The 23,078-nt window shown below is 70.0% G+C and carries 28 protein-coding genes; 9 read left to right on the top strand and 19 right to left on the bottom strand.

The genetic code is table 11. The features are described 5' to 3' along the window. Positions 1–22 precede the first annotated feature (22 nt). The 4 genes from EI982_RS13875 to thpR form a co-directional block, all read right to left on the bottom strand. Positions 23–694: a translation initiation factor IF-6 gene (locus EI982_RS13875; RefSeq protein WP_157690257.1), complete on the bottom strand. Its 672-nt coding sequence runs from the start codon at positions 692–694 to the stop codon at positions 23–25. 1 nt (position 695) lies between these two features. Continuing rightward, entirely contained in the window at positions 696–974 is a 279-nt protein-coding gene (locus EI982_RS13870) for a 50S ribosomal protein L31e (protein ID WP_157690256.1), read from the bottom strand. Continuing rightward, positions 975–1,127, bottom strand: a complete 153-nt coding sequence (locus EI982_RS13865; protein WP_049937522.1) for a 50S ribosomal protein L39e — start codon at positions 1,125–1,127, stop codon at positions 975–977. Positions 1,128–1,891: 764 nt separating this feature from the next. After that, a complete protein-coding gene (thpR, locus tag EI982_RS13860) occupies positions 1,892–2,443 on the bottom strand; it encodes an RNA 2',3'-cyclic phosphodiesterase (protein ID WP_157690255.1) in 552 nt (183 codons plus the stop codon). An 80-nt stretch (positions 2,444–2,523) separates the two neighbouring features. Between thpR and EI982_RS13855 the strand changes: the two genes are divergently transcribed. After that, the gene (locus EI982_RS13855) at positions 2,524–3,255 is read left to right on the top strand and encodes a tetratricopeptide repeat protein (RefSeq protein ID WP_199243640.1); all 732 of its coding nucleotides are present in this window, start codon (positions 2,524–2,526) and stop codon (positions 3,253–3,255) included. Continuing rightward, complete coding sequence (locus tag EI982_RS18490; RefSeq protein ID WP_199243639.1) at positions 3,256–3,546, top strand: DUF424 domain-containing protein; 291 nt, start codon at positions 3,256–3,258, stop codon at positions 3,544–3,546. Here EI982_RS18490 and EI982_RS13850 read toward each other — a convergent pair. Beyond that, positions 3,543–4,217: a DUF4352 domain-containing protein gene (locus EI982_RS13850; RefSeq protein ID WP_157690254.1), complete on the bottom strand. Its 675-nt coding sequence runs from the start codon at positions 4,215–4,217 to the stop codon at positions 3,543–3,545. The two genes, EI982_RS18490 and EI982_RS13850, sit on opposite strands and share 4 nt — an antisense overlap. Positions 4,218–4,338: 121 nt before the next feature. Between EI982_RS13850 and sufS the strand changes: the two genes are divergently transcribed. Further along, positions 4,339–5,616 (top strand): bifunctional cysteine desulfurase/selenocysteine lyase SufS, encoded by a 1,278-nt coding sequence (gene sufS, locus EI982_RS13845; RefSeq protein ID WP_157690253.1) that lies wholly within the window; start codon positions 4,339–4,341, stop codon positions 5,614–5,616. Between the two features lie 135 nt (positions 5,617–5,751). On the opposite strand, the gene thsA is transcribed toward sufS, so the two are convergent. The 9 genes from thsA to rnz all read right to left on the bottom strand — a co-directional run bounded on the left by thsA (position 5,752) and on the right by rnz (position 14,461). Continuing rightward, the gene (gene thsA / locus EI982_RS13840; protein WP_157691228.1) at positions 5,752–7,416 is read right to left on the bottom strand and encodes a thermosome subunit alpha; all 1,665 of its coding nucleotides are present in this window, start codon (positions 7,414–7,416) and stop codon (positions 5,752–5,754) included. 176 nt (positions 7,417–7,592) lie between these two features. Further along, entirely contained in the window at positions 7,593–8,123 is a 531-nt protein-coding gene (locus EI982_RS13835) for a 16S rRNA 3'-interacting factor aDim2p (RefSeq protein WP_157690252.1), read from the bottom strand. Between the two features lie 46 nt (positions 8,124–8,169). Next, positions 8,170–9,033 carry a serine/threonine-protein kinase Rio1 gene (gene rio1, locus EI982_RS13830; RefSeq protein ID WP_157690251.1) on the bottom strand — a complete coding sequence of 288 codons (864 nt, stop codon included), beginning with the start codon at positions 9,031–9,033 and terminating at the stop codon, positions 8,170–8,172. A gap of 39 nt (positions 9,034–9,072) precedes the next feature. Then, complete coding sequence (gene eif1A, locus EI982_RS13825; RefSeq protein ID WP_157690250.1) at positions 9,073–9,363, bottom strand: translation initiation factor eIF-1A; 291 nt, start codon at positions 9,361–9,363, stop codon at positions 9,073–9,075. A gap of 56 nt (positions 9,364–9,419) precedes the next feature. Then, positions 9,420–10,421: a tyrosine--tRNA ligase gene (locus EI982_RS13820; protein ID WP_157690249.1), complete on the bottom strand. Its 1,002-nt coding sequence runs from the start codon at positions 10,419–10,421 to the stop codon at positions 9,420–9,422. 37 nt (positions 10,422–10,458) lie between these two features. Further along, complete coding sequence (locus tag EI982_RS13815; protein ID WP_199243638.1) at positions 10,459–11,061, bottom strand: DUF2391 family protein; 603 nt, start codon at positions 11,059–11,061, stop codon at positions 10,459–10,461. Between the two features lie 43 nt (positions 11,062–11,104). After that, on the bottom strand, positions 11,105–13,072 hold the full coding sequence (locus EI982_RS13810; RefSeq protein WP_157690248.1) for a DUF460 domain-containing protein: 1,968 nt from the start codon (positions 13,070–13,072) through the stop codon (positions 11,105–11,107). Positions 13,073–13,116: 44 nt separating this feature from the next. Next, entirely contained in the window at positions 13,117–13,500 is a 384-nt protein-coding gene (locus EI982_RS13805; protein WP_157690247.1) for a hypothetical protein, read from the bottom strand. Between the two features lie 43 nt (positions 13,501–13,543). After that, on the bottom strand, positions 13,544–14,461 hold the full coding sequence (gene rnz / locus EI982_RS13800; RefSeq protein ID WP_199243823.1) for a ribonuclease Z: 918 nt from the start codon (positions 14,459–14,461) through the stop codon (positions 13,544–13,546). A gap of 100 nt (positions 14,462–14,561) precedes the next feature. On the opposite strand from rnz, the gene EI982_RS13795 reads away from it, so the two are divergent. Genes EI982_RS13795 through EI982_RS13785 form a run of 3 tightly spaced genes read left to right on the top strand, consistent with a single transcriptional unit; the run spans position 14,562 to position 16,628 of the window. Beyond that, positions 14,562–14,981, top strand: a complete 420-nt coding sequence (locus EI982_RS13795; RefSeq protein WP_233255236.1) for an SHOCT domain-containing protein — start codon at positions 14,562–14,564, stop codon at positions 14,979–14,981. A 34-nt stretch (positions 14,982–15,015) separates the two neighbouring features. Then, positions 15,016–16,032, top strand: coding sequence for an AAA family ATPase (locus EI982_RS13790; RefSeq protein WP_157690245.1), 1,017 nt, complete (start codon positions 15,016–15,018; stop codon positions 16,030–16,032). Continuing rightward, a complete protein-coding gene (locus tag EI982_RS13785) occupies positions 16,029–16,628 on the top strand; it encodes a protein sorting system archaetidylserine decarboxylase (protein WP_157690244.1) in 600 nt (199 codons plus the stop codon). The genes EI982_RS13790 and EI982_RS13785 overlap by 4 nt, the downstream gene beginning before the upstream one ends. Before the next feature lie 5 nt (positions 16,629–16,633). Here EI982_RS13785 and EI982_RS13780 read toward each other — a convergent pair whose 3' ends face one another. Further along, the gene (locus tag EI982_RS13780; RefSeq protein WP_394352052.1) at positions 16,634–17,599 is read right to left on the bottom strand and encodes a methyltransferase domain-containing protein; all 966 of its coding nucleotides are present in this window, start codon (positions 17,597–17,599) and stop codon (positions 16,634–16,636) included. Positions 17,600–17,722: 123 nt separating this feature from the next. Here EI982_RS13780 and EI982_RS13775 point away from each other — a divergent pair, with 123 nt between their 5' ends. Both EI982_RS13775 and EI982_RS13770 read left to right on the top strand, forming a co-directional pair. Further along, positions 17,723–18,283, top strand: a complete 561-nt coding sequence (locus EI982_RS13775) for a TATA-box-binding protein (RefSeq protein WP_157690242.1) — start codon at positions 17,723–17,725, stop codon at positions 18,281–18,283. Between the two features lie 10 nt (positions 18,284–18,293). After that, a complete protein-coding gene (locus EI982_RS13770; RefSeq protein ID WP_157690241.1) occupies positions 18,294–18,668 on the top strand; it encodes a DUF7473 family protein in 375 nt (124 codons plus the stop codon). Here the strand turns inward: EI982_RS13770 and EI982_RS13765 are convergent, their stop codons facing one another. After that, positions 18,669–18,896, bottom strand: coding sequence for a hypothetical protein (locus tag EI982_RS13765; RefSeq protein WP_157690240.1), 228 nt, complete (start codon positions 18,894–18,896; stop codon positions 18,669–18,671). A 123-nt stretch (positions 18,897–19,019) separates the two neighbouring features. On the opposite strand from EI982_RS13765, the gene EI982_RS13760 reads away from it, so the two are divergent. Then, a complete protein-coding gene (locus tag EI982_RS13760; RefSeq protein ID WP_199243822.1) occupies positions 19,020–20,048 on the top strand; it encodes a CPBP family intramembrane glutamic endopeptidase in 1,029 nt (342 codons plus the stop codon). A gap of 6 nt (positions 20,049–20,054) precedes the next feature. On the opposite strand, the gene hisG is transcribed toward EI982_RS13760, so the two are convergent. The 3 genes from hisG to EI982_RS13745 form a co-directional block, all read right to left on the bottom strand. Further along, complete coding sequence (gene hisG / locus EI982_RS13755; protein WP_157690239.1) at positions 20,055–20,900, bottom strand: ATP phosphoribosyltransferase; 846 nt, start codon at positions 20,898–20,900, stop codon at positions 20,055–20,057. 164 nt (positions 20,901–21,064) lie between these two features. Continuing rightward, positions 21,065–22,372: a hypothetical protein gene (locus EI982_RS13750; RefSeq protein WP_157690238.1), complete on the bottom strand. Its 1,308-nt coding sequence runs from the start codon at positions 22,370–22,372 to the stop codon at positions 21,065–21,067. Further along, complete coding sequence (locus EI982_RS13745; protein WP_157690237.1) at positions 22,369–23,022, bottom strand: hypothetical protein; 654 nt, start codon at positions 23,020–23,022, stop codon at positions 22,369–22,371. The genes EI982_RS13750 and EI982_RS13745 overlap by 4 nt, the downstream gene beginning before the upstream one ends. Between the last annotated feature and the right edge of the window lie 56 nt (positions 23,023–23,078).

Below are 23,078 nucleotides of genomic sequence, written 5' to 3'. Positions count from 1 at the left end.
TGAGGAAGCGGGAAGTATCTTCCTACTGGCGCTCGATGTAGCCGAGCGTCTCCTCGATGCGGCCGAGCTCCGGGCCCGTGGTGTCCGTGCCGACGACGTAGCCCGCGTCGGTGGCGACGAGTCCGGAGCCGACGAGGGGGGCGCCGTAGTTCACGGTGCCGATGTCGGCCCGCACGTCGAGACAGTCTTCGAGCGCCTCCAGTTCCGGCTCGCGCGATTTCGGGTGGCAGAGCACCCCCTCGTTGGTCGCGACGGCGGCGGTACCGACGGTGCGGACGTCCGCCAGGTCGCCGCGCTCGACGGGCACGTCGAGGGCGTCCTTGACCGTCCGGATGGCCTCCCGGCTCAGGTCCGGGTGGACGTACGCGCCGTAGTCGTTCGCGAGAACGACGTTGCCGGCGGCGTTGATGCGTCCCGGAAGTTCGGTCACGTCGAGTCCGGTCTCGTCCTCGATGGTCGAAATCTCGCGGTCCGTCGCCCGACCGGAGACGAGGAGCCCGTGCTCGTTGCCGACGGCGAGGGCGCCGACGGTTCCGGAGCCGCCGACCGTGGTCGACACGGGATCGACGTCGAGTTCGGCCGCGATGTCGGCCACGGTGTCCGCGTCGGCGTCCGGACGCACCAGCAGACAGTCGTTGGTCGCGCGGGCGAACACCCCGACGTACGACGATCCGGCGAAGGAGGCGCGTAACACGTTATTCTGCGGTCTCTGCTTCGACGATCGGTTCGCCGTCCTCGACGAAGCGAGCGGCGCGAACGCGGAGCTTGCTGGGCGGGTTGTTCCGGCCCTGGGCCCAGATCGCCTCGTTGATGTCCGGATCGAGACGGACCTCGCTCTCGTCGACCTTGAAGTGCGTAGCGAGGTGTTCGCGGACGATGGTCATCGCCCGGTCGGCACGCTCGTTCGACGGCTCCGCCCGTGCGTCGCGGAGCGGGACGGTGACGACGCGCTCCTCGAAGTCGTTGGCGCTCATCTATTCGTCCGTATCGTTCCGGCGCCAGTTGCGGCGCTTCGGGTTGCGGGTGACCTGCCGGTCCGTCTTGAGCATGACCCACGCGGGGACGCGGCTGTTCTGGTTCTCCAGTTTGGCGAGTCGCTTCTTCTTCGCCTTCGATTTCTTACCCATAGTGCCCCTGTCTACCCAGTCGCCGCATAAAATCTTGTTCTTTCGGGCGTTGGTCGGGGCACACCGTGGGACCGTTCGATATCGCGATATGCGATTGATGGACGGTGCGACCGTGACCCCATCCCCCGAACGGGCCTTCGGCGGCCGGCGGCGTGAAAACAGAGGGGGCGCGTGCAGCACCGGGAAATCGCCGTGCTCGCCGGCGTTTCACGTCGAACGGTAGTTCGAATCCACCCGATCCCACGCCGACGAGCGCGCCGGTGAAGTGGCTGGCGTGGATTCGAATCAGGGAGTGAAACGACCGTGGTTCGAAACCATCCGCGAACGACAGCGAGCGGATGGGAGGTTCGAGCCCAGAGGACGGAAGTCCTCGTGGTTCGAATCCATCCGCGAACGACAGCGAGCGGGTGGGAGGTTCGAGCCCAGAGGACGGAAGTCCTCGTGGTTCGAATCCATCCGCGAACGACAGCGGTGCCGTCCACCCGGGACGCTCGCCCCGGAGACACCGGTGAGCGGGGAAAGGAATCCCGTGGGCGACCCGGGGACGAGGTGGCTTCAGGGCGACTCCGGACGTCGCGCATGCGGTCGTTCTCCCACGGCCCGCGAGGGATCGAACGAAAGGAGCGTGGTCGGCGTGCGCCGGTATCGAGTCCGATCGGCCGGGGTGTGGGTCGGGCGAAGAACGGGTGGCCCCGGACGGGATCTACCGGAGCCGACAGTTCCTGATAAATCTCATATCGCGATACGGAATCGATCGGGCGCGGCTACAGCGGGTACCGACCGACCGTCTCGTAGACGGGGCCGTCGTCGGTGAGCGTACTCTCCGTGAGACGGACCTCGCACACCTCGACGGAGCCGACGTCCGGGTTGGCGTCCGCGACGACCCGCTGGACGGCTGCCTTCCCGCGGGCGTCGTCCATCCGGGCGAGGGTGACGTGGGGCGTGAAGTCGTGGTCGGCGGGATCGAACCCCAGGGCCGTCGTCTCGCGTTCGACCGCCTCGTGGAGGCGGGTGAGTTCCGGGCCGCCCCGGCGGACGCCGGTCCAGACGACGCTGATGTAATCGAGCGAGGGGAAGACGCCGTAGCCGCCGAGGGTCAGTTCGAAGGGGTCCACGGCCGCGTCGTCGACGGCGGTGGCGAGGGCGGATTCGAGGGCGTCCCGACGGTCGGGGGTAACCTCGCCGAGGAACTCGAGGGTCACGTGGGCGTTCTCGGGGTCGACGAAGCGGAGACTCCCGGCGTCGGGCAGGCGATCCTGGGCGTTCGCGATCCCGTCGGCCAGCGGGGCCACGTCGACGCTGACGAACAGTCGCATACGCACGGCTCGCCGCGCCGAGGACGTAAGTGCTGGCCCGTGACGCAGGCCTTAACCGCCCCGACGCCCAATCCCAGGGCATGGACGACGAGCAACCCCATCGCTTCTCGGAGGGGCAGGGGTTCGACGAGGAGTACGAGGAGTTCTCGCTCGATCCGCCGGAGCTGTCGGTCGATCCGACGGAGGTCGATCCGGTGGACTCGCGGGTACTGACGGACATGCTCGACGAACGCAACGTCGGGAGCGACCAGGTCGACGCCGAACAGCTGGTCGACGTCGGGCTCTCCTACATGGGTATCAACCGGTTCGAGGAGGCGACCGGGGCGTTCGAACGTGCGGCGCAGTTCGCGGCGGACGACCGGATCGAACAGGAGGCGTGGGTGAACAAGGGTGCGGCACACGCCGAACTCGAGGAGTACGACGAGGCCATCGGCGCCTACGAGGAGGCCCTCGACATCGACGGCGAGTCCGACCACGCCGCCACGGCCCACACGAACCTGGCGTACGCCCTCTGGGAGTGGGGGCGGACCGAGCAGGCGCTCGAACACGCCGAGCGCGCCGTGGAGGTCGACCCTCGGTTCGGACAAGCGTGGTACAACCGCGGTTTCTTCCTCTCGGAGCGAGGCCTCCACGAGAGCGCGGTCGACTGTTTCGACAACGCGATCCGACTGGGGATGCGCAACGCCTCGGTGCTGGAGGAGAAAGCGCGGGCCCTAGAGGAACTCGGCCAAGACGAGGAGGCCGAGCGCGTCCAAGAGCAGGCGGCGGAACTCCGCGAGGAGGCCGAGCGCGAACTGGTCGAGGATCGGTAGATGCTGATCCGCGAGCGCGACACGCCCGAGGGACTCCTCGTCGCGGTCTGTGACCGGGAGTGTCTCGGCGAGACCTACGCGGACGGCGAGGTGTCGCTGACGGTGACCGAGGAGTTCTACGGCGGGGACCCCGGCGACGCCGAGGACGTGGTGGACGCGCTACGGCGGGCCTCGGTCGCGAACCTCGTCGGCGAGCGCTGTGTCGACGTCGCCGTCGACGCCGGACTCGTCGACGCGGAGAACGTCCTCGAACTCGAGGGCACGCGCCACGCCCAACTGCTCTGGCTCTAGCCGACCATCGAACTCTCGAGCATCTGTATCTCCGAGACGGGACCGATCTCGACGTAGTGGGTCTCGCCCGCGTCGCCGGTCGGGCGGATCTCGAGCCAGTAGGAACGGTCCGGGTCGAGGTCGAACACCACCGCACCCGCCGCCGACTGGCCCGCCGAGAGCGTCGTGGCGGCGACCGACTGGGCGTCGATCCGGTCGTCGTCGCCGATGCTCGTCGTCCCCCGGTCGTCGAAATACCGGATCTGATCCTCGTTAGTGGCGAGGAACGAGTTCTGGGGGAAGGTAGTGGAGTCGTCCTGCGGGTTCTCGAACTCCAGAAGCACGATCAGGAAGGTCCCGTCCGCGGTGGCGGGGTTGGCGCTGCTACCGACGCTGTCGGCGCGGAAGAAGTCGATAATGCGGTAACGGATCCGGTTGCCCTCGGTGCCGACGACGAACGACTCCTCGAGGGCGTGTGTGGGGCCACCGGGGCCGGATGCCGCCGTCTCGGTCGGCTCCGCCGTCGCCGTCGCCGTCGCCGTCTCGGTCGGCTCCGCCGTCGCCGTCGCCGTCGCCGTCTCGGTGTCGGTCGCCGTCCCCGTCGGCGTACTCTCCGAGCCACCGCCGCCACACCCCGCGAGCAGTCCTGCCGTGAGCGTTCCACAGATTCCCAAGACCCGTCGACGTTGCATGGTTGCATGTAAGCGGTCGGATACCTAAAGAAAGTGGTGGGTCGGGGACGTAACCGGTCGGGGTTTCGTCGGGTGTGAGACACCGAAGGGGTGTTATTCCTCCGGATCCTACGACTGGGCGATGGGAGTCCAGGAATCGTATCCGATCGACGTGGAGGCCATCCGGGCCGATTTCCCGATCCTCGACCGCCTGGTCGGGGGCGACGTGGAGACGTCCGGACAGGGTCCCGACGACGACACGCCCCTCTACTATCTGGACAACGCCGCGACGAGCCACACGCCCGAGCAGGTAGTCGAGACGATCAGCGACTACTACCGCGGCTACAACGCGAACGTCCACCGGGGCATCCACCAGTTGAGTCAGGAGGCGAGCGTGGCCTACGAGGAGGCCCACGACACCGTCGCCGACTTCGTCGGCGCGGCGGGTCGCGAGGAGATCGTCTTCACCAAGAACACCACCGAGGCGGAGAACCTCGTCGCCTACGCCTGGGGACTGGCCGAACTCGGTCCGGGTGACTCGGTCGTCCTCTCGGAGATGGAACACCACGCGTCGCTCGTGACGTGGCAACAGATCGCCAAGCGGACCGGCGCCGAGGTGCGCTACATCCGCGTCGACGACGACGGCTACCTCGATATGGACCACGCCGCCGAGTTGATCGACGACTCCACGGCGATGGTGTCGGTCGTCCACGTCTCGAACACGCTGGGGACGGTGAACCCCGTATCCGACCTGGCCGACATGGCCCACGACCACGACGCGCTGATCTTCGTCGACGGCGCACAGTCGGCGCCGACCCGCCCGGTCGACGTGAAAGCCATGGACGCCGACTTCTTCGCGTTCTCCGGACACAAGATGTGTGGCCCGACCGGCATCGGGGCGCTCTACGGCAAGGAAGCGATCCTCGAATCGATGCAGCCGTACCTCTACGGCGGCGACATGATCCGTCGGGTCAGCTTCGACGACTCGACGTGGGAGGACTTGCCCTGGAAGTTCGAGGCCGGTACTCCCTCCATCTCGCAGGGCATCGCCTTCGCCGCCGCCGTCGACTACATGGAGGATATCGGCATGGAGGCCGTCCAGGCCCACGAGGAACTGCTCGCGGAGTACGCCCACGACCGCCTCGACGAGTTCGACGACGTGACGATCTACGGCCCGCCGGGCGACGACCGCGGCGGCCTCGTCGCGTTCAACGTCGAGGGCGTCCACGCCCACGACCTCTCCAGTATCGTCAACGACCACGGCGTGGCCATCCGGGCCGGCGACCACTGCACCCAGCCGCTCCACGACAAGCTCGGCATCGCGGCCTCCGCGCGGGCCTCCTTCTACGTCTACAACACCCGCGAGGAGATCGATCGGCTGGTCGACGCCATCGCCGAAGCCCGAGAGCTGTTCGCGTAGCCGCGTTCGCGGCGTTTTCGACGGTGTCCACCGGTAGCCGTCGGCTCCACGCGTAGCGTCGAAACAAAAACGGGATCGTTCGGTCGGGCGATGCGGTGCGGCGATGGATCGAGAGGGATGGGGCGCGCGCCTATCTCACATCGCGCCGCCCATGCCACCCATGCCGCCCATGCCGCCGCCCATGCCGCCGCCCATGCCGCCGGGGCCGCCGGGGCCGCCTTCGTCGCCGCCGTCGTCGCTGCCGCCGCCCTTGAGGTCGCCGGCCGCGATGACGTCGTCGATGCGGAGGATCATGACGGCCGCCTCGGTGGCGGACTCGATGGCCTGAGTCTTGACGCGGAGGGGTTCGACGACGCCCTCCTCCTCCATGTCGATGATGTCGCCCGTGTAGGCGTCCAGGCCGGCCGAGAGGTCGCCCCCGTCGTGCTGGGCGCGCAGGTCGACCAGCGAGTCGATGGGGTCGAGACCCGCGTTCTCGGCGAGCGTGCGCGGGATGACGTCGAGGGCCTCGGCGAAGGCCTCGACGGCGAGCTGTTCGCGCCCACCGACGGAGTCGGCGTAGTCACGCAGGGCGAGGGCGAGCTCCGCCTCGGGCGCACCGCCGCCGGGCAGGACCTTGCCGTCCTCCAGCGTGGTGCGCACGACGCCGAGGGAGTCCTCGACGGCGCGCTCGACCTCGTCGACGACGTGTTCGGTCCCACCGCGGAGGACGAGCGTCACGGACTTGGCGTCGGGGGTGTCCTCGACGAAGATGCGCTCGTCGCCGCCGATGTCCTTCTGGGCGACCGAGCCGGCGAAGCCGAGGTCGTCCTCGGTGATGTCGTCGACGGAGCCGACGACCGTGCCGCCCGTCGAGCGGGCGAGCCGGGAGAGGTCGCTGTCCTTCGCACGGCGGACGGCGAGGATGCCCTCCTGTGCGAGGTAGTGCTGGGCCATGTCGTCGATGCCGCTGCCGACGACGACGGCGTCGGCGCCGACGTCGACCAGCTTGTCGACCATCTCGCGCAGCTGTTCCTCCTCCTGGTCGAGGAACTGCTGGAGCTGGTCGGGGTCGGTGACGTTGACCTCGGCGTCGATCTCGGTCTCCTTGACTTCGAGGTCGCCGTCGATCAGGGCGACGTTCGCGTCCTCGACGGCGTAGGGCATGCTGTCGCTGACGCGTTCCTTGTCGACGATGACGCCCTCGATGAGCTCGGAGTTGTCGATGGCGCCGCCGACGACCTTCTCGATGGAGACGTTGTCCGTGTCGACGCTACCGTCCTCGTCGCGCACGGCGAGCACGGCGTCGACCAGCAGGTCCGCGAGGTCGTCCTTGGCGCTCTCGGCGCCCTTGCCCGTCATCGCCGTGGAGGCGATCTTGACGAGGGTCTCGCGGTCGTCCGGCGACACGTCGATGGCGTTGTCTTCGAGGACCTCCTTGGCCTTCTCCGCGGCCTGGCGGTACCCCTGGGCCAGCGTCGTCGGGTGAATGTCCTGATCGATGAGCTCCTCGGCCTCGTCGAGGAGTTCGCCCGCGATGACGACGGCCGTCGTCGTGCCGTCGCCGACCTCGTCCTCCTGGGTCTCGGACACCTCGACGATCATGTTCGCCGCGGGGTGGTCGATGTCCATCTCCTTCAGGATCGTGACGCCGTCGTTCGTGACGACGACGCTCCCGCCGGAGTCGACCAGCATCTTGTCCATTCCTTTCGGACCGAGTGTGGTCCGTACGGATTCCGCGACGGCCTTCCCGGCCGTGATGTTCATCGACTGAGCGTCCTTCCCTTGGGTTCGCTGGGAGTCCTCGCCGAGAATGATCATCGGCTGACCCTGCTGCATTCGCTGAGACATAATCAACCTTTGATTGATTGTGATTCTATAAAAACGTTTCGTTTCGGCGTATGGTACGTCGTACCGCAGTCAGGTGATTAGCGGTCACGGCAACGGCTGTCACACCGGGGGGATATCGTCACTCGAAACCACGGATCGAGGAGGAGTTACAGTTCGACGCCGCGGGTGAGTTCGTTGTGTTTGCGCTCGAGGAAGCCGTAGACGGCGCCGTGGGGCGCGCCGTCGAGGATCATCTCGGCGGCCCGGCGGACGGCCTGGACCTCCTCGGGTTGGCCGATGATCCCGAGAGTGGTCCCGTAGATGACCACCTCGGCACCGGTAAGTTCCTCCATCAGTTCCCGGGTGCGACCGTTCTCGCCGATGAGCCGTCCCTTCTGTCGCTGGAGGTCGTTCTTGTTTCGGGTGGCGTCCTCGATGTCGATCAACTCGAACATCCGCATCTCGTCGTCGAGGAGGGAGAGGGCCGCGTCGGGCTTGAACCCGCGACCGATAGCGCGGACGATGTCGGGGGCGACCATCGCGGTGACGGGGTCGCCGGTGGCGTCGATGGCGACGCTCCCGCTCTCGGAGTCGATGTCGAGGCGAACCTCGGCACGCCGCTCGATCTCGCGCATGGTCTCGCCGCCCTCGCCGATGAGGACGCCGAGGCGGTCCTGCGGAACCTTCACGTGCTGCATACCGCGGACTACCGGGCGGAGCCGTTTAAGCGTTCTCGCTCGGGGATTACGTCTCCGCGCCCGTCACGAACGCACGCAGGTCCGTGGGGTCGACGTCGATCCCCTGTCGCGTGAAGAAGGCCGCCACGTTCCGGCAGTCCCGGTCGAGGAAGTCGTCGGCGTTCGGATGGTGGACCGTCACCGCCTGCCCCAGGTCGATGACGACCAGTTCCCCGTCGTGGATGATCAGGTTGTACTCGGAGAGGTCGCCGTGGACGAGTCCGGCGTCGTAGAGCCGGCGCATGTACTCCCGGACCACCTCGAAGGCCGTCTCGGGGTTCTCGACGTTCACCTCCGCGAGCCGCCGGGCGCGCTCCTCGACCAGCCCCACCAGCTCCATCACCAGGACGTTGCGCTCGACGGCGATGGGTTCGGGCACCCGGACGCCCGCGCTCCGCGCCCGCCGCAGGTTGGCGAACTCCTTTTTCGTCCACGCGAGGACGACTTTCTTCTTGTCCGAGCCGATCCCCTCGAACCGCGGATCGCCCTCCAGATACGCCCGCATCTCCTGGAAGTTCGAAGCGTTGATGCGGTAGATCTTCACCGCCACGTCCCGGTCGTCGGCGCCGAGTGCCTCGTAGACGTTCGCCTCCTTGCCCGTCGAGATGGGGCCGCCGAAGGCGTCGATGTGGCCGTCTTGGACCAGCTTGTAGATGGCCGCGAAGGTGGCGTCGTCGAACACCGACTGTGCGACCTTGAACTGGTCGGCGTCCTTCAGGCGCTTGCGGAACTCGGCGAACTCGCGGTCCCGCTTTCTGGCGATGCGGTCCGCGTCGGTGTCGGAAACGTCGATCTCCTCCCACTCGTCGCCGAAGTCCTCGCCTTCCCCCTCCTCGGGGTCGAGCAGGCCGTACTCCTCGCGGTCACTCATTCGTTCCCGTTACGTCGTCACGCCTCAAAAGTCCCGCCGCTACTCGATGTGGCCTTCGCGCCGCAGCTGGTCCGCCTCCGACTTCTCGTAGCGCCACGAGATGTCGGCCTTCTCGTCCTGCCAGTCCCACGGCTCGACGAGGACCACGTCGTCCTCCCGGATCCAGATGCGCTTTTGCATCCGCCCGGGGATGCGGGCGGTGCGCTCCTGGCCGTCCGCACACCGTACCTGTACCCGGTTGGCCCCGAGCATGTCCGTTACGACGGCGAACACCTCGTCGTCGTCGGGCATTCGAAGGTCCTTGCGCCCGCCGTTTTCGTTCTCGCTCATGGCTGACCGTTCGCGGTCGCGAGTTTTAAAACCGCCGACGTATCGTCGGGCCGCCCTCAGGCGTCCGAGGCGGCGTCACGCAGTTTCGCCCGTCCGGGCGCGATGAGTTCGTCGAGGTACGTTGCCAGCGCCCCCTTCGCGTCCGCCGGGTGCAACTCGCCCGACTCCAGGTCCGCCGCCAGCGACTCGTAGTCGCCGTAGGTCAGGTCGCCGCCGTACTCGTCGGGCCGTTCGACGACGACGGTGTCGTACCGCGGGAAGACGTGGTACTCGAAGATCTGGAGGACGGGGTTCTCCCGCTCGCGGCCCGCGTCGTCCGGCTCCGGATCGCGAGTCGGCGGACAGAAGGCGCCGTTGACCTTCCCCTCGATGTCCGCCGTCGAGTCCTCCATCGAGATGGAGACGCCCTCGCTCGCGGACATCTTCCCCACGCCCGTATCGAGGTCGGCGATCAGCGGCGTGTGGAGGCAGGTCGGGGCGTCCTCGCCGATCTTCGGCAGGACGTCGCGGGCGAGCATGTGGACCTTGCGCTGTTCCATCCCGCCGATCGCGAGGTCGACGTCGAGATAGACGATGTCGAGCGCCTGCATCAGGGGGTAGACTGCCTGCGAGACGGTGACCGAGTCGCCGCTCTTGATCTCCGCCATCGCCCGCTCGGCCCGGGAGAGAGTCGTCTCCAGTTCGAGGGCGTGCAGGTCGAGGACGTACTCGCGGTCGAACTGGAACTCGGAGCCGTAGACGAACTCGGTGCGCTCCTCGTCGAGACCGTACGCGAGGAACTGCGCCTTCATACGTTCGGCCGTCTCCCTGATCTCCTCGAAGGTGCCCTTGTCGTTGAGGTAGGCGTGGACGTCCGCGAGCAGGACCGTCACCTCGAAGCCGGCCTCCTGGAGGTCCATCAGCTTCGTCGCGGTGAGCATGTGGCCGATGTGCAGGACGCCCGACGGCTCGTAGCCGACGTACGCGCGCTTGCCCTCGGGGTCTTCGGCCAGTTCCCGTCCCTCTGCCTCGGTGACCACCTCGGTCGCGTTCCGGGTGATCCGCTCGTAGACGTCCATACCGTATACCGCGGGAGCGGGAAAATATGACTTCCCCTTACGATCCCGGGAGGATGTCGCCCAGCGCCGCCCCGACGCTCATCGGGACGAACGCCACGACGACGTTGGCGAAGGCGAGCGTCGGCGCCGCCCAGTCGACCCGTCCCCACCCGGTCAGCAGGACGAACGCCATCGTCAAGGAGACGCCGACGACGCCGGCCAGTCGACGCGGGATCACCCCGAGGATGGGTTTGTGGACGCGGACGTCCTGGAAGTCGGCGACGTAGATGATCCCGACGACGAGCCCGACGCCGAAGACGATGGTCGCACCGAGGTGGAGCGGCCGGGCAGCGAGGAACTCGCCGACCTCCTGGGTGCCGCCCTCGACGGCCATCGGAATTCCGAACAGGAAGCTCCCGAGCAACGCCTCCGCGAGGTCGCCGCGGTCGTACCCCCGGATCACGCGTCCGAACGGGCTCGCCGCGGTGCTCGCGCTCGCCGCCATCGCCACGCGCATCGTCTCGCGGACCTGTCTGCGGCCCGCCGGCGTGTCGACGATGCCCTCTAGCTCTTCGAGTTCGTCGAAGAGGTCCCCCATGTCGGTCGGCTCGTCGCCGTCGCGGGTTGGGTCGGTCGTCGTCCCGGACGCGTCCTCGCTCATACCCCCACGTCGCGGGCGGGGATCAAAATCGTAGGGGCCGCGATCAGTCGCCGCTCTCGGCCCGGTGTTCGCTGATGATCTGGTCGACCATCTCCGATTTCCGCTCCTTGGAGCGCTCCTCGGCGCGTCGCTCCCAGTCCTCGACTGCGGCCACGACCTCGCTCTCGCGGGCGACCGCGAGTTCGTCCACCTCCTGGACGGTCACGTCCTCGGCGGGCGCGACGGGGACCTCGGCCTCGAACAGGACCTCGTCGGCGGCGTTCGAGAGGTTCCCCGACCGGAGGACGAGACGTGGCTCCGTCGCCGCCAGGCGCTCGGCGGTCGACCGGCCGGCGCCGCTGGCGTCCCGGAGGTAGACCACGTCGCCCGCCGCCAGCCCGTAGGCCGCGTCGGCGTCGTCGATGGCGTCCCGGGTGAACTGCTCGATCACCTTCACGGGGACGAGGTCACGCCCCTCCGAGACGTCGGCGAAGTCGGAGTGATCCAACTTCCAGAGGGTCTTCAGCCGCTCCAGCTTCGATTCGAGTTCGTCCGCGCGCTCGCGCTCCCGGTCGCACTCCCGCTCCAGCCGCTCGGTCTCGCGTTCCAGCCGGTTGACCTCGCGGCGCTCGCGGACCTCGCGGCGCTCCTCGCGGCGGGCCTCGGAGAGTTCCTCCTCGTACTCCGCGATGCGCTCGTCCCGCTCCGCCAACTGCCCCTCCAAGTCGTCGACCTGTGACTCCAGCCGCTCGACCTGGCGTTCGAGGCGCTTGATGCGACGCTCCTCCGGCGAGAGTTCCCGGGGTTCGTGGGTCGACTCCGCCTCCTCGTCGCCGTCGTCGTCGGCCAGGTCGTGGAGGACGGCCTCGACGGAGGCGTCGCCGGTGACGACCCGCTCGATCACCTCCCCGCGGTCGAACTGCGGCGGCACCTTCCGGGTGATCCGCTCGAACCGGTCGGCGTAGGCATCGAAGGCGAAGAGCGCGGCCGCCATCGCGTCGCGTTCGTGGTCGTTGTCGTAGGACTGCTCGCGGGTGCGGTGGAGCTTCTCGTCGATCGGCAGGTCGGCGTCGGGGGCCCAGCCCGCGGCGTCGAAGCTCCGGCGGAACTTCTCGACGGTTTCGGGCATCGGCTCCACGTCGGCGGCGACGACGACCGGCCGCCCGCGCTCGATCAGCCACTCGATGACACCCGCCGTGTCCGCGGTGCGCGTCGAGAACACGTCGAGCACCTCGCCGTCGAGCGAGACGACGGCCGCGGCGGTGGTCGTCCCGGGGTCGATGCCGACGAGGACGCGGTCACGCCGTTTCACCAGCGGTTCGAACTCGATACCGTCGCGGCGCTCGCGCTCGATTTCGACGCGCGTGTCGCCGGCGCGGGACTTGCCAACCGGGAGATCCTCGGGCGCCGCCTCGACGGTGAAGGTGGCGTTGGCGTAGCCGCCGTACTTCTCGGTCACTTCGCGCTCGTAGTCGAGGTTCGCCGAATCGAGCGCGTCGGCCACCTCGCGGGTGCGCTTCTTGACGTTCCCGTGGATGCGGCGGGTGTAGCGGTCCTGGCTCCACCCGCCCGACCCCGTCGAGCGCCCGCGGGACACCTTCACCGTCGTCGTGTCGGTGAAGGCCGTCACCTCGTGGCCGACGTTGGCGGCGGCGAGGCGGGCCGCGGCCTCCGCCTCCTCCATCGGCTGCTTGCCGTAGGGGACGCCGTGACGCGAGGCGACCCGCGAGAGGGGTTCCGGTCGCTCGGCGCCGGTCACCTGGACGAGCCGCGTCCCGCCGGGCAGCCACCGGAGGAACCGCACGAGGTCGTCGTGGTCGGTCGCGAGTTCGTAGACGTTGTCCGTGGCGACGATGGCCGGCTCCTCGCGTTCGATCAGGCGCCGGAGCTTGCGAAAGGAGACGACGTCCCGGTCGAAGTTCTCGCCGTCGTAGGCGACCACCGCGTAGGAGGGGGCGTCCCCGCGGACGTCGCCGCTCTGTACGTCGACGCCGAACACCAGCGCGTCGAGCGCACTCGTCCGGGCGTTCACGACCGGCGGTAGGGAGCCGCGGAATAAATACTCCACGCCGGGGGTTACAGCACGGCGACGACCAGCGCCGTCGCCACCGCGGCCAAGGCGACGCTGATCACGCTGATGCGGAAGGCGTGGCGCCGGTCACGCCGGCGGTGTTCCGGGTCCGAGACCCCGCCGGTCGCCTCCGCGTCGTTGCCGGCGCCGGAGAAGTCGTACCGACCGAGGAGCGCGAGACGCACGCAGAACCCCTCGTAGGCCTGAATCCCCCACTCGAAGGCCACGGCGAAGGGGACGAAGACGCCGGCGAGTAGCAGTTCGGGGAGGTGGCCGGCGAGGTGTGCGACGACGATGGCACCCGCGGCGACCAGTCCACCCACGGAGAGCGCGGCCCGGCGGCGGCGTTGCTGGGGACCGATGTTGCACTGGGCGGGGCGGTAGTCCACGTCGGATCGACGGACTGGAGGCAGTTGACGGTTCCGTTTCCGGTCACTCGGGGTAGGGAACCTCGACGGTCTGGCCGTCGCTCGCGACGAAGCACTCGCCGTCGAAGACCTCCCGTGCGTCCCGTTCGAGCCGCTCCCACTCCCCGGCGTACCGCGAGGAGATGTGGGTCAGGGCGAGTCGCTTGGCGCCGGCGCGGGCGGCCACCTCGGCGGCCTCGCGCGCGGTCGAGTGGCCGGTCCGGCGGGCCCGCGCGGCCGCGTCGGCCGCGAACGTCGCGTCGTGGATCAGGAGGTCGGCGTCCGCGGCCGCCTCGACGACCGCCTCGACCGGACGGGTGTCGCCGGTGTACACCAGCCGCCGACCGGGGCGTGGCTCGCCGACCACCTGTTCGGGGTCGATCACGCGCCCGTCGTCGAGTTCGACCGACTCGCCCTCGTGGAGACGGCCGAACTTCGGCCCGACCGGCACGCCGAGTTCCTCGGCCCGCTCCCGGTCGAAGCGCCCGGGGCGGTCGTCCTCGACCAGCGCGTACCCCATCGAGCGGGTGCGGTGTTCGGTCTCGACGGTGCGGACCGCGAACGCCTCGGCGTCGTAGGCGACCGACCCCGGCGCGACCTCGTGGATCCGGACCGGGTAGCCGGGACGGTGACCGCCGGCGTGGACCAGACTCTCGATCTCCCCGCGGGCGCCCGGGGGGACGTGGATCGCCAGCGGGTCGGTGCGGTCGTTGAAGTCGAGCGACTGGATCAGCCCCGGAATCCCGAGGATGTGATCGCCGTGGAGGTGCGTGACGAAGATGTGAGAGACGTCGAAGCCGGTTCCGAACCGCATCATCTGCCGCTGGGTCCCCTCGCCGCAGTCGAAGAGGAACCGCTCCCCTTCGCGGTTGACGAGGAGGGCACTCGGCGCCCGCTGTGTCGTCGGAACGGCCCCGCTGGTGCCCAGAAACGTCACGCGCATCGACATACGATCCGATCCGGGCGGCGACCGTAAACCCGTATCGGTGTCGACGGCGACGCCCGACACGGGATTTATGTCGGCCTCGGGCGAAGCCACGCGCGTGCCTGGGGACGATGCCGACCCGGTCGTCGCGACCGTCTCCCTCGCCGTCCTCGCCCTCGGGTTCGTGGCGATGGCGGTCGACCTGCCGGCGTTCTGGGTCGTCTGGGCCGTCGGCTTCGGCGCCGTCGTCCCCGCGCTCGCGTATCTCCGGCGGGACGGCGGGGAGACGGACGCAGACGCCGCGTCGCGAAACGACCGCGACGTCGACGACGCGCTGTCGACCCTCCGCGAGCGGTACGCGCGCGGCGAACTCTCGGAGGCGGCGTTCGAGTCGAAGCTGACGGCGTTGCTGGAGACGGAGACGCCGGAGGGAGCGAGGGAGCGGCTCCGACGGGAGGGCGGGGACCGGGACGGTCCGCCGACCCCGGAGCGGGAGCCGAACCGGCGGTCCGACGCCGACGCCGACGCCGAGACATAGGGATTCTTACCCGTCGGTCGACTAGGGAGCGGCGATGGACGCCCCGCTCTGGACGGACGAACACTCGCCGAGCCTCGACGACCTACCGCAGTCGTCGGTCCGCGACCGACTCCGGCGGGCGGTCGACGAACCGATGAACCTCGTCGTCCAGGGGCCGCCGGGGGCCGGCAAGACGGCGGCCGTCCGCGCCCTGGCCGAGACCGCCCACGCGGACCCCGCGAACGACCTCGTGGAGATCAACGTCGCGGACTTCTTCGGCCGCACGAAGAAGGAACTCCGCGAGGACCCCCGGTTCGAGCAGTTCCTCGCCGGGCGGTCCCGGATGGCGAAACGCGACATGATCAACCGCGTCCTGAAGGAGTCCGCGAGCTACGCCCCGGTGTCGGGCGAGTACAAGACCATCGTCCTCGACAACGCCGAGGCGATCCGGGAGGACTTCCAGCAGGCCCTCCGGCGGGTGATGGAGCGGTACCACCGAACCACCCAGTTCGTGATCGTCACCCGCCAGCCCTCGACGCTCATCGCCCCCATCCGATCCCGGTGTTTCCCGGTGCCGGTCCGGGCCCCGACGACCGACGAGATCGAGGCCGTCGTCGAGGGGATCCTGGAGGCCGAGGACGTCCCCTACGACGACGACGGGTTGGAGTTCGTGGCCGGCTACGCCGAGGGCGACCTCAGGCGAGCGATCCTCGGCGCGCAGACGACGGCCGAGCAGGCCGACGAGGTGACGATGTCGACGGTTCACGAGACGCTGCGGGACGTGGGGCACGACGACGACCTGGAGTCCATCCTCGCGGCCGCGGAGTCGGGGGACCTGACCGACGCCCGGAAGACCGTCGGGACGCTCCTCGACGACGAGGGGTACGACGGCCAGTCCCTGCTCGCGGACCTGCTCTCCGTGGCCCGCAAGCGCTACGACGGCGAGGAACTCGCCCGCCTCCACCGGCTGGCCGGCGACGTCGACCACGACCTGGTGACCGGAACCGACGACCGACTCCACCTCGCGCACCTCCTGGCGACGTGGGGGGCGCGGGCCGAGGGGCGGCCGTGAGGCTGGCCCCCGGTGCCCGGCGGTACGCCCTCCCGCCGCTCGTCGCCGCGGTGGCGCTCGCGTTCGTCTCACCGCCCCTGGCCGCCCTGGCGCTCGCCCTCGGCGGGTTCGTCGTCCACTTCTTCCGCGACCCGGACCGGTCGCCGCCGCCGCGGGGCGTGGTCGCGCCCGCGGACGGCCGCGTCTCCGTCGTTCGCGAGGAGGACGGCCGCCTCCGCGTCGGCGTGTTCATGAACGTCACCGACGTCCACGTCCTCCGGGCGCCGCGGACGGGCGTCGTCGAGTCGCTAACCCACCGGCCGGGCGCCCACCGCCCGGCCTTCAGCAAGGACTCGGACCGCAACGAGCGCGTGGACGTGACCCTCGACACCTGCGAGTGCTCGATGATCGCCGGCTGGTTCGCCCGCCGCATCCACCCCTACGTCTCGACGGGCGAGGAGGTGACCCGCGGCGACCGGATCGGCCACATCGCCTTCGGCAGTCGGGCCGACGTGCTCCTGCCGCCGGCCTACGACCGTGGGGACCTGCTCGTCGCCGAGGGCGACGCCGTGCGCGCCGGGGAGACGGTCGTGGCGCTCCGCGCGGCGGACGACTGAGCCGTTCACCGGAGCAGGTGGACGTGGCGCACGAGCGATCCGTGGACCCGTCGCTCGAAGGTCGCCTCGACGGTCCACCCGGCCGCGCGCGCCGCCTCGCTCCAGGATCGGTCGCCGACGACGACCGCCCGGGGTGCGACCCGGCGTGCCGCCGTCAGCGCACCGCCCACGAGGTCGGCGAGCGTGTGGCGTTCGATCTTCGACTGCCGACCGTAGGGCGCGTCGAAGACGACGGCAGAGACGGCATCGTCGCCGAGGGGGAGACGGGTGGCGTCCCCACGGACGATCGACGGCTCGGTGTCGAGGTACGCTCGACAGTTCTCGCGGGCGCCACGCACCATCTTCCGCTGGGCGTCGATCCCGACGGGCCGGGCGCCGACCAGTCCCGCCTCGATCAGGACGCCGCCGGTGCCACACATCGGATCGAGGAGGCGGTCCCCGGGGTCGACGCCCGCGAGGTTGACGAGCGCACGGGCGTCGAGGGGCGCCATGCTCCCCGGCTGGAAGAAGGGGCGGTCGGTGGGGCGGCGGTCGCCGTAGTCGCGGACGCTCTCGGAGACGAGCCAGCCGACGAGACAGGTGTCGCCCGCGAAACACGCCCGGAGTTCGTGGTCGGGGGTGTCGAGGTCGACGGTGAAGCCGCGGTCGACGAGGGCCGAACCCAGGGCTCGCTCGGCGCGGCGGGTGTCGACCCCCGCGGTGCCCCGCACGTCGCGGGCGCGGACGGCGACGCTGCCCGTCCGGTCCATCGTCGCCGCCTCGACCAGCGCCCGGGCGTCCGCGACGCTCGCGGCGGCGTGTCCGAGCAGGTGGCTGGCGCGGTGGGTGTAGGCGAGCGACCGGAGGCGGTCGGCGTCGACGCCGCGGGCCGTCGCGAGGCCGGGCGCGACCACCTCGACCCCCGTCGCCGCACACGCGGCTTCCCGGGCGGCGAAGGCGTCGTCCTCGCCGGCGAGTTCGAGACCGTACACGCGTCGTCGTCCGTGGCCCGGCGCCATGAGGATACCGGACCGGCGCCGACCGCTCGCGGCGTTGACTTATCAGTTGCTCGCACCAACCTTTTTGAACCTTAAATACGACACTTAAGTCGACACATGACCGATCCCAAGGAGACGATAAACATCGAGAACGTGGTGGCTTCTACCGGCATCGGACAGGAACTCGACCTCCAGAGCGTCGCCATGGACCTAGAGGGGGCGGATTACGACCCCGAACAGTTTCCCGGCCTCGTCTATCGGACACAGAACCCGAAGTCGGCGGCGCTGATCTTCCGCTCGGGCAAGATCGTCTGCACGGGCGCGAAGTCGACGGCCGACGTCCACGAGAGCCTGCACATCGTCTTCGACAAGCTCCGCGACCTGCGGATCGACGTCGACGAGGAACCCGACATCGTCGTCCAGAACATCGTCACGAGCGCGGACCTGGGGCGCAACCTCAACCTGAACGCCATCGCCATCGGGCTGGGTCTGGAGAACATCGAGTACGAACCCGAGCAGTTCCCGGGACTGGTCTACCGGCTCGACGACCCCGACGTGGTCGCGCTCCTCTTCGGCTCCGGCAAACTCGTCATCACGGGTGGCAAACAGCCCGAGGACGCCGAGGAAGCCGTCGACGTCATCGTCTCCCGACTCGAAGACCTCGGTCTCCTGGAGTAGTCCGTCGCAGATGGGTCCCCTGCAGACGGGCGTCGGATCGGCGCCGCCGCTCGCCGTCGCCGGCACCGTCGCCCTCTTTGCCCTGTTTCTCTCCGTGACCGCCCACATCGCCGCCAGAAACGTCCTCGGCGACGTCCCGATCAAGAACGCGTTCCTGATCGGCCCCGTCCCCGCCGCCGTCGCCGTCGTCGCTGCGGCACTCGAACTGCCCTCCATCCCCGCCGTCCTGGTGGCGCTCGGCCTCGACGCCGTCCTCGTCCACTACGTCTACGACCTCGACCGTCGGCTCACCGCCGGCGTCACGGCTATCCACGCCGTCGTCAGCGTCATCCTGGGCAGTGTCGTCTTCAGCCTCTACGTGCTCGTCCGCTCGGCGCCGGGGTGATCACAGCGCGTCGACGGCCGTCCGGGCGCTCCGCGCCCCCAGCGCCCCGAACACGGAGACGACGCCGAGTCCGACGCCGGTCGTCGCCGCCCCGACGTCGCCCACCAGGAGCCCGACCCCGTAGGTGACGATACCGAGCGCGGCCCCGACCGAGCAGAGCGAGTCGACCGCGTCGACGGGCGATTCGACCGACGGCAACAGGTCGTGGTCGGTGGTGGCGGAGCTCATGGCGTGTCCTTCGTTCCCTACCCACACATAAATTGTGTATATATTCATTATGGATTCTCGTTGAACTTTCTGCGGGCGAGTCGACGGCAACTCCTATGCGTGCACGCCACCCAGATGCGGGCGATGGGGCCACGGACGCTGCTGTGGAACGACGGCGAACGTCGGCCGCGGGCGCTCCTGCGGGTCGCGTTGCTGGTCGTCGTCACGGCCTCGCTGGTCGTCGGGACGAGCCTGGGAGTCGGGAGCGTCGGGGGCGTCGGCGCGTTCCGGGCGGCGCTGGCGGCGTCGGTCGGCGAGGCCGTCGCCGCGGCCGCCGGCGCCGCCGCGGGCATCGTGCTCGTGGGCGGCGTCGTCTCCCTGTCGATCCTGATCGCCGGGCGGTACGTCGACCGGCGTCGCCTGCGGGACTTCGGGTTCCGGACGGACCGGGGGTGGTGGCTCGACTTCGGGTTCGGCCTCGCGCTCGGCGCGGGGCTGATGACGCTGATCTTCGCCCTCTCGCTCGCCGCCGGGTGGGTCCGGATCACGGGAACCCTCCGCCCGCGAGACGGCTTCGCCGCCCGGTTTCTCGGCCTCGTCGTCGTCTTCGTCGTCGTCGGCGTCTACGAGGAACTGCTCGCGCGGGGCTACCTCCTGACGAACGCCGCGGAGGGGCTGGTCGGGTGGGCCGGGGAGCGGGGCGCCGTCGTCGGGGCCGTCTGCCTCTCGTCGCTCGTGTTCGGCCTCGCACACGCCAACAACCCGAACGCGACGGCGCTGAGCACCGTCGCCATCGTGCTCGCGGGGGGAATGCTCGCGGCGGGGTACGTCCTGACGGGCGAACTCGCCACGCCGATCGGCCTGCATATCACCTGGAACCTGTTTCAGGGCGGCGTCTACGGCTTCCCTGTCTCCGGCCTCGGCGTCGACGCGAGCGTCCTCGTCGTCGTGGTGTCGGGGCCACGGCTCCTCACCGGCGGCGACTTCGGGCCCGAGGCGGGGCTGCTCGGAGTCGGCGCGATGGTCGTCGGCACGGCCGTCATCGCCCTGTGGACACGGTGGCGGACGGGCGCCCTGCGCATCGACCCGTCGGTGACGACCCCGGACCTGCGCGAGACGGGTCCCGAGGACGACGTCGACCCGAACCGATGGGAGCCACGGCCCGAGGAGTGACGGGCGTCACTCCACCAGCCGCTCGATTTCGGTGACGAGGATGTCGCTCGCGCCCATCGCCTTCAGGTCGTTGATGACGCCGAAGACGGCCCGTTCCTCGACGACGGCGTGGACCGCCACGTCGTCGGTGCCCGCCACGTCCATGACGGTCGGGCCGCCCATGCCGGGCAACACGTCGCGCACGTCGTCGAGGCGCTCCTCCGGAACGTTCAACATCAGGTACCGTCGGTCCTCGGCGGCGAGGACGGACTCGAAGGCCGTCACGAGCTGCCTGACTTTCTCGTCGTCGACGGCGTCGGGGTGGGCGAACAGGCGGACGGAGCTCGACAGGACCTCCGCGATCTCGGTCAGGCGGTTCACCCGCAGGGTCGTCCCCGTCGACGTGATGTCGACGATGGCGTCGGCCATGTCGACGTGGGGAGTGAGTTCGGTCGCGCCCGTCACCTCGACCACCTCGGCGTCGACACCCTGCTCGGCGAAGAAGTCGCGGGTGATCCGGGGGAACTCGGTGGCGACGGTGCCGCCGTCGAGGTCGGCGACCGCCCCGATCCGGCCGTCCTCGGGCGCCGCGACGACGAGTCGGCATCGGCCAAAGCCCAGGTCGAGCAGGTCCACCAGATCGTGACCCGACTCGCGGACCTGATCGAGGCCGGTGATGCCGACGGCGGCCGCGCCGTCCGCGACGTACTCGGGGATGTCGGCGGCGCGGGCGAAGAGCGCGGTCACGTCGGGGTCGACCGTGTCCGCGTACAGTTTCCGGTCCGCGCCGCCCTGGAGGTGCAGGCCGGCGCGTTCGAGCAGGTCGATCGACGGGTCGTGCAGGCGGCCCTTGTTGGGGACGGCGATGCGCATTGTCGGACTGTGGCGGGCAGGGGGGAACTGCTTTTCGGGGGCGAGGTCGCGTGACCGAAGGGAACCGCGACCTCGAACCGGAACGGCGAGCGTTGCGAGCCGTGGAGCGCGAACCGCGGAGCGGGGCGGGAAACCGCGGGGAGCGTCGCCCCGAAACGGCCCGCCTACCCCGTCCGCAACGCCTCGGCGACCCGTCGGCTCGCCGCCGGCGTCGCCCGCGCCCGTGCCTCGACGGTCAGGAACGTCGCGGCGTCGTTGCGGAGCCAGGCCGCCCGGACGCTCCCCTCCTGGGTCAGCAGTTCCTCGTCGGCCCACGCCAACTGATCGGCGAGTTCGGTCGTGGAGTGTCGCGTCAACGCCGGTTCCCCCGGCGACTCCTCGGCGGCGCGAAGCGCCTCGACGGCGGCCGTCCGCACGGCACCCACGTCGGCGGCCGACTCGATGGCGAACGTCTCGCCCTCGCGCACCCGCTCGCGGAGGGCGAGGAAGGCCTCCAGCGTGACGAAGGAGGCGTGAGCCCACGTCAGCGCCTCGGCGGGCGTCCCGTCGGCCCAGCCGTCGTCGTCGTCCGCGGGATCGACCGGCCGAAAGAGTTCCTCCAGCGCCTCGGCGGCCGGCGTGTCCGCGACGTCGACCCCCTCGACCCGCCAGGGCTCCCGCGGATCGACCGACGACAGGGCGTCCTGTTCGTCCTCGAACGCCTCGTGCAGTCGCCGCCGAGCGTCGTCCAGCCGCGGGCGCAGGTCGACGGGATCGTCGAGCGACGCGGTCAGCCGGTCGTAGCAGTGGGCGGCGTCCTCGACGGCGACGCGGGCGCGCTCGACCGCCTCGGCGACCTCGCCGACGCCGAGCGGGTTGCCGGGGCGGTAGCGGTGCGGTTGGTCGACGACGACGTCGTGTCGTCCGGACGCGATCCGCTCCTCGATGGCGGCGTGGACGAGTGTCGCCTCGACGGGATCGGCACCGACGTAGCGCCACCGCTCCCGGAGTGTCCGCCGGTCCGCGCGGACCGTCTCGGCCTCGGCCGCGAGGTCCTCGCGGGTCAGTCCCTCGTCGATGGCGCGCCACGCGCCGGCGGCGAAGCGGGCGTCGGCCCGGGCGTCCGCGAAGGCCACCAGCCGCTCGAACGGGGTCGGGGCCTCGGTCGCCGCCGAGAGCCGCTCGGCGGCGTGGCTGCGCGCGTCGCGAACCCGCTCGCGGATGGCGCCGTTCGGAACCTCGTCGGGACCGAGGCTCGCGGGCACCGCATCGAGGAGCGACCGCGCCCGGCGTTCGGTCGCGGCGAGGTGGTCGGCTCCGATATCGATCGGGAGCCGGGCGGGAACCGTCGGCGCCGAACCGTCGACGGCGGCACGGATCGCGGCGGCGTCGAGTTCTGGGGACTCCGACCCCGAATCGAGGGGGTTCGCGTCGCTACAGCCGGCGAGGGTTCCGAGGAGGGCGAGCGCGCCCCGTCGGGTGAGACGGCTCATCGGGCCCCTCCGTCGTCGCTCCGGTTCCGTCGGCGTCGCAGGTGCTCGTTGCTCCGCTCGCAGGTCCCCGAGCCGCGGCTCGACCCGTAGCTGTTCACGCCGCCGGGGTCGAACGCCTCGGGGATGCGGATCAGCGTCACGAGCACGTCGCGGGCGTCGGTCTCGCAGGCGACGTCCGCGTCGCGGTAGTGGCGGGCGTAGTCGGTGTCGACCTCCGTCTCCGACCAGCGGACGTGACAGAGTTCCTGCGTGAAACACTCGCGGATGCCGATCTGCTCGACGTACACCGTGGCGGCGTCGTAGTCGGTCGAATCGAGGAACTCGCGGGCGCCCGCGGCGCCGTCGACGTCGGCGATGGACACGGCGGCCGCGTCGTCGGCGTCGGCGACGAAGCGGTGATCGGCCAAGTGCCGGATCCGCGCGTCGTCGTCCGTGCCGGGCTCGGTCGTCGGCCGGTCGCCGGACCAGAGGATCGGCTCGAGGTCGGCGTTGCGGAGGCTGTACGACTCGGGGTCGAAGGCGACGTTGCCGGTGGCCTCGGCCGGGTGGGTCGACGTCGACGACGACTCGCCGGAGCAGCCGGCGAGGCCGACCCCCGCGAGCAGCGTCGCTACGCCGTGGAGGGTGCGTCTTCGCGTGGTGGAGGGCATCTCCCGCACACTCCCGGAGCGACGCCTAAAGCTCTTTCCGCCGATCCCCGGCGCTT

This window comes from Haloplanus salinarum (genome assembly GCF_009762275.1).
Lineage (GTDB): Archaea > Halobacteriota > Halobacteria > Halobacteriales > Haloferacaceae > Haloplanus > Haloplanus salinarum.
This window is presented reverse-complemented; position numbering and strand designations above follow the sequence as displayed.

What these genes read in the sequence shown, in the direction of transcription:
- EI982_RS13865 (WP_049937522.1), bottom strand. Translation starts at nt 1,127, where the DNA reads ATGGGTAAGAAATCGAAGGCGAAGAAGAAGCGACTCGCCAAACTGGAG.
- rnz (WP_199243823.1), bottom strand. Translation starts at nt 14,461, where the DNA reads ATGCGCGTGACGTTTCTGGGCACCAGCGGGGCCGTTCCGACGACACAG.
- hisG (WP_157690239.1), bottom strand. Translation starts at nt 20,900, where the DNA reads ATGCGCATCGCCGTCCCCAACAAGGGCCGCCTGCACGACCCGTCGATC.
- EI982_RS13750 (WP_157690238.1), bottom strand. Translation starts at nt 22,372, where the DNA reads ATGAGCCGTCTCACCCGACGGGGCGCGCTCGCCCTCCTCGGAACCCTC.
- EI982_RS13790 (WP_157690245.1), top strand. Translation starts at nt 15,016, where the DNA reads ATGGACGCCCCGCTCTGGACGGACGAACACTCGCCGAGCCTCGACGAC.
- rio1 (WP_157690251.1), bottom strand. Translation starts at nt 9,033, where the DNA reads ATGAGTGACCGCGAGGAGTACGGCCTGCTCGACCCCGAGGAGGGGGAA.
- thsA (WP_157691228.1), bottom strand. Translation starts at nt 7,416, where the DNA reads ATGATCATTCTCGGCGAGGACTCCCAGCGAACCCAAGGGAAGGACGCT.
- EI982_RS18490 (WP_199243639.1), top strand. Translation starts at nt 3,256, where the DNA reads ATGCTGATCCGCGAGCGCGACACGCCCGAGGGACTCCTCGTCGCGGTC.
- sufS (WP_157690253.1), top strand. Translation starts at nt 4,339, where the DNA reads ATGGGAGTCCAGGAATCGTATCCGATCGACGTGGAGGCCATCCGGGCC.
- EI982_RS13870 (WP_157690256.1), bottom strand. Translation starts at nt 974, where the DNA reads ATGAGCGCCAACGACTTCGAGGAGCGCGTCGTCACCGTCCCGCTCCGC.
- EI982_RS13745 (WP_157690237.1), bottom strand. Translation starts at nt 23,022, where the DNA reads ATGCCCTCCACCACGCGAAGACGCACCCTCCACGGCGTAGCGACGCTG.
- thpR (WP_157690255.1), bottom strand. Translation starts at nt 2,443, where the DNA reads ATGCGACTGTTCGTCAGCGTCGACGTGGCCCCGCTGGCCGACGGGATC.
- EI982_RS13850 (WP_157690254.1), bottom strand. Translation starts at nt 4,217, where the DNA reads ATGCAACGTCGACGGGTCTTGGGAATCTGTGGAACGCTCACGGCAGGA.
- eif1A (WP_157690250.1), bottom strand. Translation starts at nt 9,363, where the DNA reads ATGAGCGAGAACGAAAACGGCGGGCGCAAGGACCTTCGAATGCCCGAC.
- EI982_RS13775 (WP_157690242.1), top strand. Translation starts at nt 17,723, where the DNA reads ATGACCGATCCCAAGGAGACGATAAACATCGAGAACGTGGTGGCTTCT.
- EI982_RS13770 (WP_157690241.1), top strand. Translation starts at nt 18,294, where the DNA reads ATGGGTCCCCTGCAGACGGGCGTCGGATCGGCGCCGCCGCTCGCCGTC.
- EI982_RS13855 (WP_199243640.1), top strand. Translation starts at nt 2,524, where the DNA reads ATGGACGACGAGCAACCCCATCGCTTCTCGGAGGGGCAGGGGTTCGAC.
- EI982_RS13820 (WP_157690249.1), bottom strand. Translation starts at nt 10,421, where the DNA reads ATGGACGTCTACGAGCGGATCACCCGGAACGCGACCGAGGTGGTCACC.
- EI982_RS13835 (WP_157690252.1), bottom strand. Translation starts at nt 8,123, where the DNA reads ATGCAGCACGTGAAGGTTCCGCAGGACCGCCTCGGCGTCCTCATCGGC.
- EI982_RS13765 (WP_157690240.1), bottom strand. Translation starts at nt 18,896, where the DNA reads ATGAGCTCCGCCACCACCGACCACGACCTGTTGCCGTCGGTCGAATCG.
- EI982_RS13760 (WP_199243822.1), top strand. Translation starts at nt 19,020, where the DNA reads ATGGGGCCACGGACGCTGCTGTGGAACGACGGCGAACGTCGGCCGCGG.
- EI982_RS13815 (WP_199243638.1), bottom strand. Translation starts at nt 11,061, where the DNA reads ATGAGCGAGGACGCGTCCGGGACGACGACCGACCCAACCCGCGACGGC.